Origin of the sequence: Bacteroides sp. An279 (assembly GCF_002159615.1) — a bacterium.
In the GTDB taxonomy this organism is placed as follows: domain Bacteria; phylum Bacteroidota; class Bacteroidia; order Bacteroidales; family Bacteroidaceae; genus Phocaeicola; species Phocaeicola intestinalis.
Genome location: NZ_NFJA01000035.1, coordinates 20,814 through 35,888, shown reverse-complemented (window position 1 = coordinate 35,888; position 15,075 = coordinate 20,814). Strand labels below are relative to the sequence as shown.

At 49.1% G+C, this 15,075-nt stretch carries 15 protein-coding genes; 5 read left to right on the top strand and 10 right to left on the bottom strand.

The window, feature by feature from the left end; translation table 11 throughout:
• Positions 1-506: 506 nt before the first annotated feature.
• The 8 genes from B5F78_RS08120 to B5F78_RS08085 form a co-directional block, all read right to left on the bottom strand.
• Positions 507-1,130 (bottom strand): lysine exporter LysO family protein, encoded by a 624-nt coding sequence (locus B5F78_RS08120; RefSeq protein ID WP_022038608.1) that lies wholly within the window; start codon positions 1,128-1,130, stop codon positions 507-509.
• On the bottom strand, positions 1,120-1,407 hold the full coding sequence (locus B5F78_RS08115; protein WP_022038609.1) for a LysO family transporter: 288 nt from the start codon (positions 1,405-1,407) through the stop codon (positions 1,120-1,122). The genes B5F78_RS08120 and B5F78_RS08115 overlap by 11 nt, the downstream gene beginning before the upstream one ends.
• Before the next feature lie 392 nt (positions 1,408-1,799).
• Positions 1,800-2,705: an AraC family transcriptional regulator gene (locus B5F78_RS08110; protein ID WP_022038610.1), complete on the bottom strand. Its 906-nt coding sequence runs from the start codon at positions 2,703-2,705 to the stop codon at positions 1,800-1,802.
• A 94-nt stretch (positions 2,706-2,799) separates the two neighbouring features.
• Positions 2,800-3,954 carry a lactaldehyde reductase gene (gene fucO / locus B5F78_RS08105; RefSeq protein ID WP_087406459.1) on the bottom strand — a complete coding sequence of 385 codons (1,155 nt, stop codon included), beginning with the start codon at positions 3,952-3,954 and terminating at the stop codon, positions 2,800-2,802.
• 97 nt (positions 3,955-4,051) lie between these two features.
• A complete protein-coding gene (gene rhaD / locus B5F78_RS08100; protein WP_013618544.1) occupies positions 4,052-4,861 on the bottom strand; it encodes a rhamnulose-1-phosphate aldolase in 810 nt (269 codons plus the stop codon).
• Between the two features lie 115 nt (positions 4,862-4,976).
• Positions 4,977-6,011, bottom strand: coding sequence for an L-rhamnose/proton symporter RhaT (gene rhaT / locus B5F78_RS08095; protein ID WP_013618543.1), 1,035 nt, complete (start codon positions 6,009-6,011; stop codon positions 4,977-4,979).
• A 38-nt stretch (positions 6,012-6,049) separates the two neighbouring features.
• On the bottom strand, positions 6,050-7,309 hold the full coding sequence (locus B5F78_RS08090) for an L-rhamnose isomerase (RefSeq protein ID WP_191762892.1): 1,260 nt from the start codon (positions 7,307-7,309) through the stop codon (positions 6,050-6,052).
• A 198-nt stretch (positions 7,310-7,507) separates the two neighbouring features.
• Positions 7,508-8,968, bottom strand: coding sequence for a rhamnulokinase (locus B5F78_RS08085; protein WP_087406462.1), 1,461 nt, complete (start codon positions 8,966-8,968; stop codon positions 7,508-7,510).
• Positions 8,969-9,098: 130 nt separating this feature from the next.
• Between B5F78_RS08085 and B5F78_RS08080 the strand changes: the two genes are divergently transcribed.
• On the top strand, positions 9,099-9,776 hold the full coding sequence (locus B5F78_RS08080) for a hypothetical protein (RefSeq protein WP_239473422.1): 678 nt from the start codon (positions 9,099-9,101) through the stop codon (positions 9,774-9,776).
• 211 nt (positions 9,777-9,987) lie between these two features.
• On the opposite strand, the gene B5F78_RS08075 is transcribed toward B5F78_RS08080, so the two are convergent.
• Together B5F78_RS08075 and B5F78_RS08070 are read right to left on the bottom strand one after the other, a co-directional pair.
• Positions 9,988-10,356, bottom strand: coding sequence for a thioesterase family protein (locus tag B5F78_RS08075; RefSeq protein WP_013618513.1), 369 nt, complete (start codon positions 10,354-10,356; stop codon positions 9,988-9,990).
• A 246-nt stretch (positions 10,357-10,602) separates the two neighbouring features.
• On the bottom strand, positions 10,603-11,805 hold the full coding sequence (locus B5F78_RS08070; protein WP_087406458.1) for a mechanosensitive ion channel family protein: 1,203 nt from the start codon (positions 11,803-11,805) through the stop codon (positions 10,603-10,605).
• Between the two features lie 218 nt (positions 11,806-12,023).
• On the opposite strand from B5F78_RS08070, the gene B5F78_RS08065 reads away from it, so the two are divergent.
• From B5F78_RS08065 to B5F78_RS08050, 4 genes are all read left to right on the top strand, one after another.
• On the top strand, positions 12,024-12,554 hold the full coding sequence (locus B5F78_RS08065) for a TlpA family protein disulfide reductase (RefSeq protein ID WP_087210280.1): 531 nt from the start codon (positions 12,024-12,026) through the stop codon (positions 12,552-12,554).
• A gap of 151 nt (positions 12,555-12,705) precedes the next feature.
• Positions 12,706-13,593, top strand: coding sequence for an electron transfer flavoprotein subunit beta/FixA family protein (locus B5F78_RS08060; RefSeq protein ID WP_087406457.1), 888 nt, complete (start codon positions 12,706-12,708; stop codon positions 13,591-13,593).
• Between the two features lie 4 nt (positions 13,594-13,597).
• Positions 13,598-14,617: an electron transfer flavoprotein subunit alpha/FixB family protein gene (locus B5F78_RS08055; RefSeq protein WP_013618519.1), complete on the top strand. Its 1,020-nt coding sequence runs from the start codon at positions 13,598-13,600 to the stop codon at positions 14,615-14,617.
• Between the two features lie 62 nt (positions 14,618-14,679).
• Positions 14,680-15,051 (top strand): four helix bundle protein, encoded by a 372-nt coding sequence (locus B5F78_RS08050; RefSeq protein ID WP_022040101.1) that lies wholly within the window; start codon positions 14,680-14,682, stop codon positions 15,049-15,051.
• The last annotated feature ends 24 nt before the right edge of the window (positions 15,052-15,075 follow it).

The following is a 15,075-nucleotide window of genomic DNA, read 5'->3' as shown; positions in this document are numbered from 1 at the left end:
CTTACACAACCTTTTCAGGTGGCGTCCCTTTCGGAAAGCGAGTGCAAAGGTACGCCTTTTTACCGAAACTGCAAGTAACTGGAGAACTTTTTTTGAAACTTTTTTCATGAAAAATATGCAAAATGCTGATATTCACAGATATACAGGAAAATATTTACACCTGGAGAAAACTTAGTAAGAATAACAATACTCCTTATTATATATATGACAACAGAAAACCGAAGGCAAGGATACAAAAAAGCACCTATATGAACGGGGGCATGGAAGATATATCCGTTGACCCGTACATATAAGTGCGTATAAAAAGAGAACGATACTTCTCGCAGTATTTATTTGCACATTTCGCATATGTCACCGTATATAAAGACAATGTGCACATCATCTTTTTTACGAAAATGACGCATAAATTCCAGGAACAAAAAAACAAGAGCTATGTCTGTCTATGCCTATCTATGCCCCATAAAGATGCACAAATCCATACCGTGCCTGGTATAAAATCCTTTACTTTATCGACAAAAGAAAGATATGAGTAAAGGAACACTCATTTCCAGAATTATTCCATGCAAAATAGCTAATGGCACTAAATTTTTCCCCGAGTACCGATACACCAACGGCAACATTACATCCATTGAATTGATGCCTGCAGCCGAAATAGGTGCCAACCTACCAAAAACCCGTGTAAAGAAGGGGGCTCCCAACAACGAAATCATTTCCCGAATGATATTTGCCAATAAAGCCAATGTACCTAATTCCGCTGCAACCTGTACTCCCACCGATGCACTCTTAATTTCGGTTATCAGTACCGATGAGAGAGAATAATAGGCAAAGCCGCTTCCCACCGCCATGCAATCGGCGGTACCCCAATGCGTCAGAAAAAAACTGGCAAAAAAAGAAAAAAGCAAAGTCCCTGCAATAGTAGACAAAGGGACAAGCAACATCTTGAAATTCAATGCATGAAGCATCTCTTTCAAATTCTTATTAGAACCAATACCAATGCCAACTTGAAGAATCAGGGCATAAAGAATCAACATCGTGGTATTCCCTTTCACCCATTCTGAAGGAACCCAATGATGAGCCCCTAACATACCACCCAGCGTAAAGACACAAATAATAAGCAAACTATTCTTCATCGTTCCTCCTTTCTTTCTTAAATAGAAAACGGTATGCGAAATACCCTCCTACCAGACTACCCATCGTTCCCAATACAGCGAGAAAAGCCGCCTGATAACCAAACTTATCCAAATTTGAAACCAACTCATCGTTCGACCCGATGGAGATGCCGAATACAAATAACATCAATAACACGGTATAGGAAACGGTCTTCTCTACTTGATGCAAAAAAGTCACCCGACGAAACACATAACCGATTCCTATCCCTATAAACAACAGGAACAAAACCGTAAACATAACTAACACATTAAGCTTTAGAAATAAAACAGAGCAATACATTCCCTTATATCACCCCAAGAGCCTGTTTAGAAACGTTTTTGAATCTCTACAAAAAGTATTCTTGACTTGATGTATGAAGGATGTATTGGCTGAAAAAAGGATATTCATTGTTATAAAAACAACCGGAATGGAAAGTACAGAACGTACCTTCCCTACTTGTCGACCATTTAGATAAAGCCCGTAAACCAATGCACAACAAACCTCCTGTGCGTCTTCTCTTGCAGACACGCACACATACATGGAGTAATATGTTGTAATAAAACCTTCATAGCCTTTCTATCATTTAACGGGCTGCAAAGATAAGCATTTTTACCGAAATGCAGAATATATATACAGGAAATATTCCGATATTATTTTAAATCCCTACCGAATGCCCTGTATTTCAATGGTGTAATCCCTGCATGTTTCTTAAACAAATTCGAAAAATGCTCGGTAGATGTATATCCCAACATAAAGCAGATTTCCTTCACCGAATGCGTACTTCCGACCAACAATTGCTTGGCTTTCCGCATTTTCAGTTCCTGAAAATATTTTGCCGGAGCATATCCCGTATAATCTTTAAACGCCTTGCGAAACCACGAATAGCTGAGATTCAACCGTGCCGCCAACTGTTCCGGATCTATCTCCCGACAAAGATTTTCGTTCATGATAATTTTGGCCTGTTCCATCTTCTCGGACACATTATCTTTTTCAAACACATTATTCCGGGATACGGAAAGCACCAACCCAATCATATGCAATACAATCCCTGCCAAATATTGTTGTGACGCCGTCTTATCCTCCTCAGCTACCTCCAATGCACGCGAAAACAACATGGCCAGCTCCTCATTCAGTCCGATGTCGAGCACCTGGTTATCTTTTGTCAAAAAAGAATTCCTGACAAGCTGGTCGGCCATTGTCCCTTCAAATCCAATGTAATATTCATTCCATCCCGTTGCCGTATCCGGCTTGTATGTATGCCATTGTCCGGGAAAAAGAACAATCAGATGCCCTTTTCCCACCTGCCGGTCAGGAGTATCATCGGATGCAAAAGAACCTTGCCCTTTCGTAATGTAAAGCAACTGATATTCACGCAGGACACGTCCTTTTTGGGCATTAAAAAAATATCCTGTAGGATGATTCCGCACCGGATAAGGAGAATTAGGACGAATCGATTGATAACCTACCGTATTGATTGAAAGCCCGAAGCTCCGGTCTTTATCATTTACGATAAGATATTTCAGTTCCATGCCTGTATCATTGTATAATTTTGCCATACGTGTGGATTTTACGGATTATGGCAAATATACAAATTAAAAAGGAGACCACAACGGGCCTCCTCCATTTTATACAAATTATACAAAAAAGACATCAATATGCCTTGCGATACAGGGCTTCGATGTCTTCTATCGAAGTGGGACGCGGATTGCCTCCGGTGCAGACATCGTTGAAGGCATCGATTGCCAACTGGTGCAGGTCTTCCTCGCGCACACCGATTTCGTGCAGCTTCTGCGGGATGTTGATGCTGAGCGAGAGGGCACGCACCGCCTCGATGGCTGCTTTCACTCCTTCTGCCTCGGTCATGCCTTCCGTATCCACTCCCATTGCCTTGGCGATATGGATATACTTGGGAGCCGCCGGCGATTCGGCATTATACTCCATCACATAAGGCAAGAGCAATGCGTTTGCCACGCCGTGAGGTGTGTCATAATGCGCACCCAGCGGATGAGCCATCGAGTGTACGATGCCCAGCCCTACGTTGCTGAACCCCATACCGGCGATATATTGTGCCTGCGACATTGCTTCACGCGCCACCGGGTCGTTGCCATTATCTACCGCAGCCTTCAGGTTCCCGGCAATCATTTCGATAGCCTTCAGTTCGAACATATCCGACATCAGCCACGCTCCCGGCGTAATGTAGCTTTCGATGGCGTGGGTCAGGGCATCCATACCCGTAGCGGCGGTCAAGCCTTTGGGCATGGAATACATCAATTCGGGGTCGACAATCGCTACACACGGGATGTCATTCGGGTCGACACATACCATTTTCTTTTGAGCCTGCTCGTCGATGATGACATAGTTGATGGTCACTTCGGCTCCCGTACCTGCCGTAGTAGGCAATGCAAAAGTCGGAACCGCTTTATGGCGGGTATCGGCAACCCCTTCCAACGAACGCACATCGGCAAATTCGGGATTATTCACCACGATACCGATGCCTTTGGCGGTATCAATCGCCGAGCCTCCGCCCAATGCTACGATGAAATCGGCTCCCGAAGCTTTATAAGCCTCCACGCCGTGCTGCACGTTGGCGATGGTGGGATTTGCCTTCACGTCGCTATACACTTCGTAAGGGATGTTGTTCTTGTCGAACACTTCAATCACTTTATCTGCCACGTGAAAACGAATCAAATCGTTGTCGGTCACGAAAAACGCTTTCTTGAAACCTCTGCGCTGCGCTTCCATGCCAATGCTTTCGCGGCATCCCGCACCGAAATACGAGGTTTCGTTCAAAATCATTCTGTACATAGTTCTGTTTTGTTTAAAGGTTATTTTTATCTCACCACAGATTACACAGATTAGAAAATTAATTATTTAATCTGCGTAATCTGTGGTGAAAAACTCATCATTTCGGCAAATTGAAAGCCACTGACATTTCCTTCATCTGCTCCTGGCTCATGCCTTCGGGTTCGAAGCCCATGTTCTTCGCCGCGATGTAAATCAGTGCCGATTTGTTGAGCACATCCACCTGGTCGAACGCCGCCATGATGTCGGTATCTACGGCAAACACGCCGTGCTTTTCCCACATCACCACATCGTAGTCATCCAGTTCCTTGATGGTCGCCTCAGCCAGTTCTACCGAGCTGGGCAATTTGTAGGGAACCATTCCCAAGCCGCGCGGACAAAATGCCTTCGTCTCCGGGATCATGCTCCACAAGAGGTTGGAAGCGACATCCTTCTGCATAAACTTCTGGTTATGGGTCAACGCCACCAGTTCGATGGGGTGAGTGTGGAGCGATGCCTTGTAGTTCATACCCTTCGAAAGCAGGTAGTTGTGCACACTCAGGTGCGAAGGCAACTCAGAAGTAGGCATCACCGGCTGGTCGGCGATGATGACATAGCTGGCACAATCGTCCAGAATGCGGATAACCGAGCCGTTTGCCATCGGGTCGCGTGCCAGGTCGCGCATCCGTTTCTGCGTGCCTTTGCAATAGAAATAACATCCCTTCAATTGGGGAAGTACCGCACCGATTTGTTTCACTTCGCTGATAGCGGGCATCGTGCGGATGGCATCGTCCACGTATTCGGTGATGTTGATGGTGATGTTTCCGCCGTTGCGTTCAGCCCAGCCTTTCTGCCACAGATAGCCTGCGACTTCTGCTACTTTACCAATCTCGGCAGCCAGTGCCGGACGGTTGTTCAATATTGATTCCATATCGTTTTAAGTTTATAAGTTCTTTCGTTTTTAAGTTTATGAGTTCTTCACCACAGATTACACAGATTAAATAATTAATTTTCTAATCCGTGTAATCTGTGGTGAAAAAAGAAGCTTACCCCAGCAACTGAGGCAGGAACGATGACACGATGAGCACCGCCAGACCGATGACCAATACCGTAATGGTCTTCGGCGAGCAACCTTTCCATTCCTTCAGGATGATGCCCCACACGTTCGAGAACACCACGTTGAGCGCCATCAGGATGCAGAAGGCGAAAGTCATCAGCACGGGCGACGAAGTGAGGAAGCCCTTGCCGAGTGCCAGCCCGAAGAACTGGCTATACCACAACACGCCAGCCAGGGCACAGAAGACGAGGTTATTCGTCCATACATTGCCTTTACGATAGTCTCCCCACGTGCGGTTCTTCCCGTTCTGGAAGAAACAATACACGGCATTCGTCACAAAACCGCCCAGCGTGACAAGGAACGTTGCCGGAAGTGTCTTGAACATATCCGCCGACTCCTCGAAGTGGATAGACGAGCCGAACTCCAGCCCCACATTGAAGCAACCGCTCATAAACCCTGCCAGCAGGGCGATGGCGATGCCTTTCGGGAAATTGAAGTCCTTCACCGCCGCCTTTTTCTCCTCTTCGCTCAGGCTCTGCGACTTCATGTTGCCCGCCACGCCGATGATGGCAATGCCCACAAGCGTCACCACTACACCGATAATGACCGAAGCCGTCAGCTTCTCCAGATGATGCGCCTCGGGATAGAAGACGTTCAGTATCACCGGAGCCAGAATGGTGCCCAGACCGGCGCACGTGCCCAGCGAGATGCTTTGTCCCAGCGCCACGCCAAGGTAGCGCATCGAAAGCCCGAAAGTCAGTCCGCCCACGCCCCACAGCACACCGAAAAGGATGGTCATTGCCACATCCAGCCCGCTTGCACCGGCAAACAACTCAAAAAGGCTGTGTCCCGCAGGAACAGCCAGCAACGCACCCAGCAGCGGGAAAACCAGCCAGGCAAACACGCCCTGAACCAGCCAGTACGACTCCCAGCTCCAGTCTTTTATCCGATTAATCGGCACGTAACAGCTCGACTGGCAGAACGCGCCGATAGCAATAATCAATAGTCCGATTACTATATCCATTATCTGAATCGTTTTTTAGAACTTCTCCCGGGCAAGGATTAACCGCGTTTCGATGTCACGTCTGCCTCGTATTTTTCTACCTCGGCAATGAATTCTTCGCCTACCGGCACGTTGTTCTTCAGGCAGAACATGTCCCATACGGCGTTCCAAGGCAACGCTTTGGCTTCTTCCAGCAGGGCGAGGCGTTCGAACAGCTGACCGTTTGCTTCGTACTGGCGGAGCTGCGCAAGCGGTTCGAGAAGCGCGCGGAGCATGCATTTCTGTGCCGCACGGCTACCCACAACGTACGCGCCGATGCGGTTGATGCTGGCATCGAAGTAATCGAGGCCGTAGTGCACGCGGTCGAGCGCGCCGCAACGCACGATTTCCTGGAAGAGTTCCAGTGTCGGGTCGTCCATAATGGTCACGTGGTCCGAGTCCCAACGGATAGGACGGCTCACGTGCAACATCAGTTCGGGCACGTAGAGCAGGAGCGACGAAACCTTGTCGGCAACGCTCTCGGTCGGGTGGAAGTGACCGGTATCCAACGTAATCATCTTGTTGTGCGATACGCCATAGCCGATGTAGAAATCGTTCGAGCCTACGGTATAGCTTTCCAGCCCGATACCGAACACTTTCGATTCGATGCAGTCTTTCATGTTCTTGTATTCGGTAGCGAAAATCTGGTCGAGCGAATCCTTCAGCAGTTCGCGGTATTTCATGCGGTTCACGGTGATGTCCTTGCTTCCGTCGTGCACCCATACGTTCATGATACAGGGGTCGCCCTGTGCCTCGCCCATCGCTTCCGCCACGGCACGGCAACGCTTGGTGTGCTCAATCCAGAACCGGCGGATGCTTTCGTCGGGATTAGCCAATGTCAGGCTTCCGCTTTTCGGGTGCGAGAAAGAAGTAGAGTTGAAGTCGAGCTTCATGTTGTGTTCTTTTCCCCAGTCCATCCAGCTTTGGAAATGACGTGGCTCTACCTGGTCGCGGTCTACGGGTTCACCCTGGAAGTCACCGTAGATTTCGTGCAGGTTCAAGCGGTGAGTACCGGGAATGTACGAAGCGGCTTTCAGGATATCCTGGCGCAGCTCGTCGATGTTGCGTGCACGTCCGGGATAATTTCCGGTGGTCTGGATACCTCCGGTCAGCGAGCCTGCTCCGGTTTCGAATCCGATGACATCGTCTGCCTGCCAGCAGTGCAGCGACAGGTGGAAGTCCTGCATGGTTTCCATTACTTTTTCCACGTCTACGCCTACAGCCGCATAGCGTTCTTTCGCGATTTCATACGCTTTGTTTACGAGTTCTTCTTTCATAATAGTATTGTTTTTTATGTTAATGAATAAGTTTTATTGAATAGAAGGAATTATTTGGGGAAGTTAAAGGGAGTAAAAAGGAGTTATGCCTTCGGCAGGAGTTAAATGCCAATAGTTCTGCTATGGCTTCCATTAGTAAAAGTATTGGCTTCTAACTCCTTTTAACTCCCTGAAATAACTCCCCTTTAACTCCTATTTATATTATTGTGTCACCGTCTTAAACTGCAAATAAGCGGCGTCCCATACCTCTTTGTGCTGGGGCTGGAAGGTCTTGAGCGGAATCGCCTGGCTCACGAAGCGGCGCATCAGCTGGATGTCGGTAGCTTTTCCGGCAGCCAGCGCCTGAATCATGATATTGCCCACGGCAGTAGCTTCCGACGGGCCCGCAACCACGGGGATGCCGATGGCATTTGCCGTCCACTGGTTGAGCAGCTCGTTGCGGCTTCCTCCGCCGATGACGTGCAACACTTCTATCGGATTGGGCGAAAGCGTCTGAAGGTTTTCCAGCACCTGGCGGTAGCGCAGGGCAAGGCTCTCGAAGATGCAGCGCACGATTTGCCCGCGCGTCTCGATGGCAGGCTGCTTGTGTGCCGTGCAATACGCCTTGATGGCTTCTTCCATATCCGCAGGGTTGGCGAAGACAGGGTCGTCGGGCCCAATCAGGTTGCGGAACGGTTCGCTGGCATTCGCCTCGGCTATCAGTTCGGGATACGAAGTCTCGCCCCATCCGGCACGGCAACGCTCCAAGAGCCACATGCCGCAGATATTCTTCAGCAGACGGATGGTACCGTTCACTCCGCCTTCGTTCGTAAAGTTCAAAGCTTCGGTATCGGCGTTGATGACCGGCGCATCGGTCTCCACCCCCATCAGCGACCACGTGCCGCTGCTCAGGTAAGCGAAGTTCTTGTTTTGCGCAGGAACCGCAGCCACCGCCGATGCCGTATCGTGTCCGGCTACGGCAATCACGGGCACGGCTCCCAGCCCGGTGATGCGCTGCACCTCTTCGGTAAGCGTGCCCACGGTCTCGCCCGGATAGACAAAGCGGCCGAAGTTGTCTTCGTCCAGCATCAGGCTTTTCAGCAGCTCGGGCTCCAGGCGGCGCGTCTTCGCGTTCACCAGCTGGGCGGTAGAGGCAATGGTATATTCGCACACCATCTCGCCCGTGAGCATATAGCTCAGCGCGTCGGGGATAAAGAGGAGCTTGTCTGCCGCTTCCAGCGCACTGTCCTTGTGGCGGAGCATCGTGTCGAGCTGGAATATGGAATTGAAGTTCATCACCTGAATGCCGGTCAACTCATACACCCGGCTGCGCGGCACCCGTTCGAAATACTTCCCCGGAGCGCCCTCGGTATGCGGGTCGCGGTACGAATAAGGCTGGCGCAGCAGGCTTCCGTCCTTGCCCACGCATACGAAATCCACGCCCCACGTATCGATGCCGATCGAAGTGATTTCGATGTCCTCACGCGCCGCAGCCCGTTTCAGCCCCTCCAGAATGTTCCGGTAAAGTTCGTAGATATCCCAGTAGAAGTGTCCCCCCGTCTCGATGATATGATTGGGGAAACGGTTCATTTCTTCTGTTACCAGTCCTTCCTGAGTGAAAGAGCCTATTATCGTACGCCCGCTGGTAGCCCCGAGGTCGACGGCGAAAAAGCATTTTGTCATAGCCTGTTCCGAGTTTAATGTTACCAAATTTTCTTTTGCTGCAAAGATAAGCGAATCAATCATACGCTATCATGCGCATTTTGACCGAAAATATAAATGATTTGACATGCTTTTCAGCATGAAAACCAAGATGAAGGGAAGAGTTTTCTCCACATCCTACACACAAAATCCGGCAGGTTTTGGACAAGACGCCAATATTACCTATCTTTACCGCCACATTTATTTATTATCCTCTGATATGGAAAACGAACTGCAGAAAAAGACTTATGAACGGATAACGGGCGAACTATCCCGTTTCCTGCCACTGGGCTATCTTGCCATGGTCATCATCGGCATGATTTTCAACTATTTCAGATATGAAGCTTTCGGACTGAACATCTTCCAATACGCTTCGGTCTTCGATTTCTTAATTTCCCCATTCGAAGACATGCACATCCTGCTTTTCATCTTCGGCTCAATGCTGCTGGTTCTCTTCACTATGAAAATGGACAAGCTTTGGAAAAAACATTTTCCAAATTCCTATAAGAAATGGAGTTTTAAATGGACCGAAAGAAGCTGGTATAAGCCCGCCAGCTATATCTTTGTCATTACCGCCTATATATTTTATGGAGCCTATTTTTATGGCGTATACACTTACAATGCCGTACCCCAGAAAAAAGACATTACCGTCCGGTATCAAAATAACGAGACATTAACCGGCAAACAAATAGGAAAAGTTGGCAACGCCCTGTTCCTTTTATGCGGAGAAAAAGTGAAAATCATCCCCGCCACTGCTTATAAAGAATTGAGCTACCCTTTGGAAAAGTAAAACGAACCAGTCAAAAAATCCAATAAAAAACAACTCCTTCATTTACTACATATAACTGCGTTCCGTGTACGATTACTAATCGTCACGCTGTACGATTAGTAATCGTACACAAAACGCAATTATACTTCTTTCCATTCATGAATAAGTCATGTGGATTACACAGCCTATTGCAACCAAATTTACAGGCTGCTTCGGGAACAGGAATAAACATTCAGAGTTTGCTCATAAACCGTTCACGGTCTACGATGTAGCGGATGTGGGTGGCTTCGCCTACCACGCCTTTCGTATCGGAAGCCGTCACCTTGAAAGCCAGTTTCCGTCCTTCCACATTCTCCAGTACCGCCGTGGCGGACACTTCCTCGCCCAGCGCCGAAGGTTTCACATGGGTGGTTTCGATAAAAGCGCCCACCGTAGTGCTGCCTTCGGGAAGCTCGGGCTGTACAGCCTTCATCGCCGCATTTTCCATCAATGCTACCAAGGCGGGCGTAGCAAACACTTCCATATCGCCCGAACCTAACGCCAGGGCGGTATTCGCCTGCGTCACTTTTACTTTACTTGTATAAGTCAATCCTTTTTCCATATTTGTTGTTTTTTTTAGGAGTTAGAGGGAGTTAGAAGGAGTTATCATTTCGTTTAGGAGTTAAGGAGTTAAAAGGAGTTATCACTCCGCTTCGCTCCGTTAGGAGTTAAAGCCAATAGTTTTGTTGGTGAAAGCATTAGTGAAAGTATTGGCTTGACTTCTTAACTCCTTGACTCCTTAACTTCTTAACTTCTTAACTCCTTGGCTTCTAACTCCCTTTAACTCCCTATAACTCCCTATAACTCCTTAACTCCTTATAACCTCCATGAATCCCGCCAAATCGTTTCCCGACGGATGCTGGTACACACGTAAGCCAAACCGGGGCAGCACGGCAATGAAATGATTGAATACCTCGTTCTGAATGCCTTCATAGGCAAGCCACTCCGTTGTCTGCGTGAAACAATAGAACTCCAGCGGAAGCCCCTCGGGAGTGGGCTGCATCTGGCGCACCATAATCATCATATCCTGATGAATGCGGGGATGCTTATGCAGGTATTCCAGCGCATATCTCCGGAACACTTCCAGGTTCACCACCGGTTCTGCCCCTCCTTCGGGCATGCCGATCCACCCTTTTTCTGCAAAAGCCTCCATTTCATCACCGGTGCAGAAGCGAATGGTGGTCATATCGATATTGAGCGAACGCTTGATGCGCCTTCCTCCCGTCTCCCACATCCCGCGCCAGTTCTGGAACGAATCGCTCACCAAGGCATACGGGGGAATGGTGGTGATGGTCTTGTCGAAGTTCTGCACCTTCACCGTGGTGAGCGACACTTCTTTCACAAACCCGTCGGCACCGTATTTCGCCATCGTGACCCAGTCGCCCGGACGCAGCATGTCGTTCGCCGAGAGCTGTACGCCAGCCACCAGCCCGAGGATGCTGTCTTTGAATATCAGCATCAGCACTGCCGCCGAAGCACCCAGTCCGGCAAGAATCGTAGCGGCATTCTGGTCGATGAGGATGCTGATTATCAGAATCAGGCCTACACAAAAAGCAAGAATGCTCACCATCTGGTAAATTCCTTTCAGCGGGCGGTAGCGCAAGGTCTCGTGCTCGTTCGAAATTTCATAAAGCGACTTCAAGAATGCGTTGACCAGCATCAGCGTTGTGACCACCAGGTAAATGAGGCATGCTTTCAACAGGATGGTAAGCACGTAGGGATAGCCATCGAAAGCGAAAGGCAGCAGCAGGTAAAAGATGATAGGCGGAATCATCCGGGAGAAACTGTGCAGCATGTCATCGTTGAACAGGTAATCGTCCCATTTCGCCTTCGTCTTTGCCGTCAGCTTGCGCACCGCCGGAATCAGCGCATGACGGAATAACTTCGTCACGATGTACGAAACCAGCAATATAGCCAATATCAATATCACACGTGTCGTCCAGTCCAGATTCGACTTGTCGATGCCCATTTCCATCAAGACACGGGCGATTTCTTCATCTATATGTTCCATATAAGTTTTTGAGTTTTTAAGTTTTTGAGTTTTTAAGTTTCTTCTTGTCACGCCGGATTACAAATCCAGCGTAACAAGCAAGAAGCTGGCGTATTCGGGCGTATGCGATACGCCCCTACATGGGCTTCTGTAAGTTTTTGCTTTTAACGAGGCAAATATACGAAGCTTTTTTCATATATTTATCCACGAAAAGACGTATAACCTGTTAAGATTCGCTTATGACACACATTTATTACTGCATTTTATGGGGAATCTGCCTCATCCTGGCCGGCTGTATCCGCGACGATGCGGCATACGGCGAGGCGGGCATTGTGGCGGGCGACACGCTGCCTGAATTTCAGGTAGAATTGGACAACGGCTCCATGCTTGCCACTTCCGACCTTCAAGGCAAGGTGTCGGTACTGGTATTTTTCCATACCGGATGCCCTGATTGCCAACAGGAGCTTCCGGTCATCCAGCAACTGTACGACTTGTACCGGGCCAACGATTCAGTCGCCATCTATTGCATCAGCCGTGAAGAGGCGGCGGAGGAAATCGAAGCTTATTGGCAAGCCCATGGCCTGACCCTCCCCTATTCGGCGCAAGAAAGCCGGAGCGTGTACAACCTATTTTCGGGGCAAGGCATCCCGCGGGTGTACGTATCCGACAAGAGCCTGCAAGTCTACAGCACGTATTCGGACGACCCGATAGCCGGACTGGATGAGCTTACGGAAGACGTGGAGGCATTAAGGATGAAAAACAAAGAATGAACATCCGCATTTTCCCCAAACCGGTAGGGGATAATTGGAATATTCTATTAAATTAATCGTTAATAGTGAACAGTTCATGGTGAAAAAACGAATGGTTTCATTAACTTTGCCGGCAACTAATTAAATTACTAATACCAAAATAAATAATCAAATGAGTTTGAAAATTGTAGTTTTGGCAAAACAAGTACCCGACACGCGTTGCGTAGGGAAAGATGCCATGAATGCCGACGGCACCATCAACCGTGCGGCGCTTCCGGCGATATTCAACCCGGAAGACCTGAATGCCCTTGAACAGGCACTCCGACTGAAAGACACGCATCCCGGTTCTACCGTCACCATCCTGACCATGGGCCCCGGACGTGCAGCCGAAATCATCCGCGAAGGCTTATACAGAGGAGCCGACAACGGATACTTATTGACCGACCGTGCTTTTGCCGGTGCCGACACGCTTGCCACTTCGTATGCCCTTGCCACTGCTATCCGCAAGATTGGCGAGTATGACCTTATCATCGGCGGACGCCAAGCCATCGACGGCGATACGGCACAGGTAGGACCGCAAGTGGCAGAGAAGTTAGGATTGCCGCAGGTCACTTACGTAGAAGAAATCGAAGAAGTGACCGACAAGGCTATCCGTGTGAAACGCCACATCGACGGAGGCGTGGAAACCGTGGAAGCCCCGCTCCCTATCGTATTGACCGTAAACGGAAGCGCAGCACCCTGCCGCCCGCGTAACGCCAAACTGGTGATGAAATACAAACGTGCCTTAGGCGGACAGGAAAAAGCAGCCCTGACCAAAGATGGAGCAGCCCTTCCCTATGCAGACCAATACGAGAAACATCCTTACCTGAACATTACCGAATGGAGCGTAGCCGACGTGAACGGCGACACGAAGCAATGCGGCCTGTCGGGCTCACCCACGAAGGTGAAGAAGATTGAGAACATCATTTTCCAGGCAAAGGAAAGCAAGACCCTGACGGGAAGTGACGCGGATGTAGAAAACCTGATTGTTGAACTGTTGGCTAACCATACTATCGGATAAGACTATGAATAATGTATTTGTATATTGTGAGATGGACGGCACGCATGTTGCCGACGTCAGCCTCGAACTGTTAACGAAAGGCCGTAAACTGGCGAACGAATTAGGATGCCAACTGGAAGCCATCTGTGCGGGAAGCGGACTTGACAGTGTAGAAAAGCAAGTGCTCCCCTACGGCGCAGACCGTGTGCACGTATTCGATGCACCGGGATTGTACCCTTACACTTCCCTGCCCCATACCTCTATCCTGGTGAACCTTTTCAAAGAAGAAAAGCCTCAAATCTGCCTGATGGGCGCTACGGTCATCGGACGCGACTTGGGCCCGCGCGTATCTTCTGCCCTGACCAGCGGACTGACCGCCGACTGTACCCAGCTGGAGATAGGCGACCACGAAGACAAGAAGAATGGTGTCACCTATAAGAACCTGTTGTACCAAATCCGTCCGGCATTCGGAGGAAACATCGTTGCCACCATCGTCAACCCCGAACACCGTCCGCAGATGGCTACGGTGCGTGAGGGCGTGATGAAGAAAGAAATCCTCGACGAGAACTATCAGGGTGAAGTCATCCGCCACGATGTAGCGAAGTTCGTCCCCGAAACCGACTATGTGGTAAAGGTCATCGACCGCCACGTGGAAAAGGCGAAACACAACCTGAAAGGCTCACCTATCGTAGTAGCCGGAGGTTACGGTATGGGAAGCAAGGAAGGCTTCGACATGCTTTTCGAGCTGGCTAAAGAACTGCACGCCGAAGTGGGTGCCAGCCGTGCCGCCGTAGACGCAGGCTTCTGCGATCATGACCGCCAGATAGGCCAGACCGGTGTAACGGTTCATCCGAAACTCTACATCGCTTGCGGAATCTCGGGGCAAATCCAGCACATCGCCGGCATGCAGGACGCAGGCATCATCATCTCGGTGAACAGCGACCCGAACGCGCCGATCAACACAATTGCTGATTATGTGATTAACGGGACGGTGGAAGAGGTCATTCCGAAGATGATTAAGTATTATAAGAAAAATAGTAAATAATGGAAGGAGTTAAAAGGAGTTAGAGGGAGTTAGAAGGAGTTAGAAGCCAATAGTTTTTACTTATGACACAAAGTTTTACCGACATCTTAGCATGGCAGAAGGCGCACCGGTTCGTTCTGGATGTCTATCGGGCGACAAGCAAGTTTCCCGCTCACGAACAATTTGGGCTTAGCTCACAATTCCACCGTGCCGCCATGTCTATTCCTGCCAATATAGCAGAAGGTTACAAAAGATTAGGTAAGGCAGACAAACTCCGTTTCCTCAATATCGCACAAGGCAGCTTGGAAGAATGCCGATATTATATCCTTTTAGCTAAAGACCTCAATTATATTACTGAAAATACCTATTACGAATTAATACGGAGCATAGAAGAAACTAGTTTTTTGCTGAACGCCTACTGCAAAGGCATCCGCGACAAACAATGGGAGAGATAAGGCAAAGAAGAGGCAATCCAAACA

Excerpts from the sequence above, each read along its gene's own strand:
- B5F78_RS08120 (WP_022038608.1), bottom strand. The coding sequence starts at position 1,130 with ATGAAGAATAGTTTGCTTATTATTTGTGTCTTTACGCTGGGTGGTATG.
- B5F78_RS08115 (WP_022038609.1), bottom strand. The coding sequence starts at position 1,407 with ATGTTTACGGTTTTGTTCCTGTTGTTTATAGGGATAGGAATCGGTTAT.
- B5F78_RS08110 (WP_022038610.1), bottom strand. The coding sequence starts at position 2,705 with ATGGCAAAATTATACAATGATACAGGCATGGAACTGAAATATCTTATC.
- fucO (WP_087406459.1), bottom strand. The coding sequence starts at position 3,954 with ATGTACAGAATGATTTTGAACGAAACCTCGTATTTCGGTGCGGGATGC.
- rhaD (WP_013618544.1), bottom strand. The coding sequence starts at position 4,861 with ATGGAATCAATATTGAACAACCGTCCGGCACTGGCTGCCGAGATTGGT.
- rhaT (WP_013618543.1), bottom strand. The coding sequence starts at position 6,011 with ATGGATATAGTAATCGGACTATTGATTATTGCTATCGGCGCGTTCTGC.
- B5F78_RS08085 (WP_087406462.1), bottom strand. The coding sequence starts at position 8,968 with ATGACAAAATGCTTTTTCGCCGTCGACCTCGGGGCTACCAGCGGGCGT.
- B5F78_RS08080 (WP_239473422.1), top strand. The coding sequence starts at position 9,099 with ATGAAGGGAAGAGTTTTCTCCACATCCTACACACAAAATCCGGCAGGT.
- B5F78_RS08075 (WP_013618513.1), bottom strand. The coding sequence starts at position 10,356 with ATGGAAAAAGGATTGACTTATACAAGTAAAGTAAAAGTGACGCAGGCG.
- B5F78_RS08070 (WP_087406458.1), bottom strand. The coding sequence starts at position 11,805 with ATGGAACATATAGATGAAGAAATCGCCCGTGTCTTGATGGAAATGGGC.
- B5F78_RS08065 (WP_087210280.1), top strand. The coding sequence starts at position 12,024 with ATGACACACATTTATTACTGCATTTTATGGGGAATCTGCCTCATCCTG.
- B5F78_RS08060 (WP_087406457.1), top strand. The coding sequence starts at position 12,706 with ATGAGTTTGAAAATTGTAGTTTTGGCAAAACAAGTACCCGACACGCGT.
- B5F78_RS08055 (WP_013618519.1), top strand. The coding sequence starts at position 13,598 with ATGAATAATGTATTTGTATATTGTGAGATGGACGGCACGCATGTTGCC.
- B5F78_RS08050 (WP_022040101.1), top strand. The coding sequence starts at position 14,680 with ATGACACAAAGTTTTACCGACATCTTAGCATGGCAGAAGGCGCACCGG.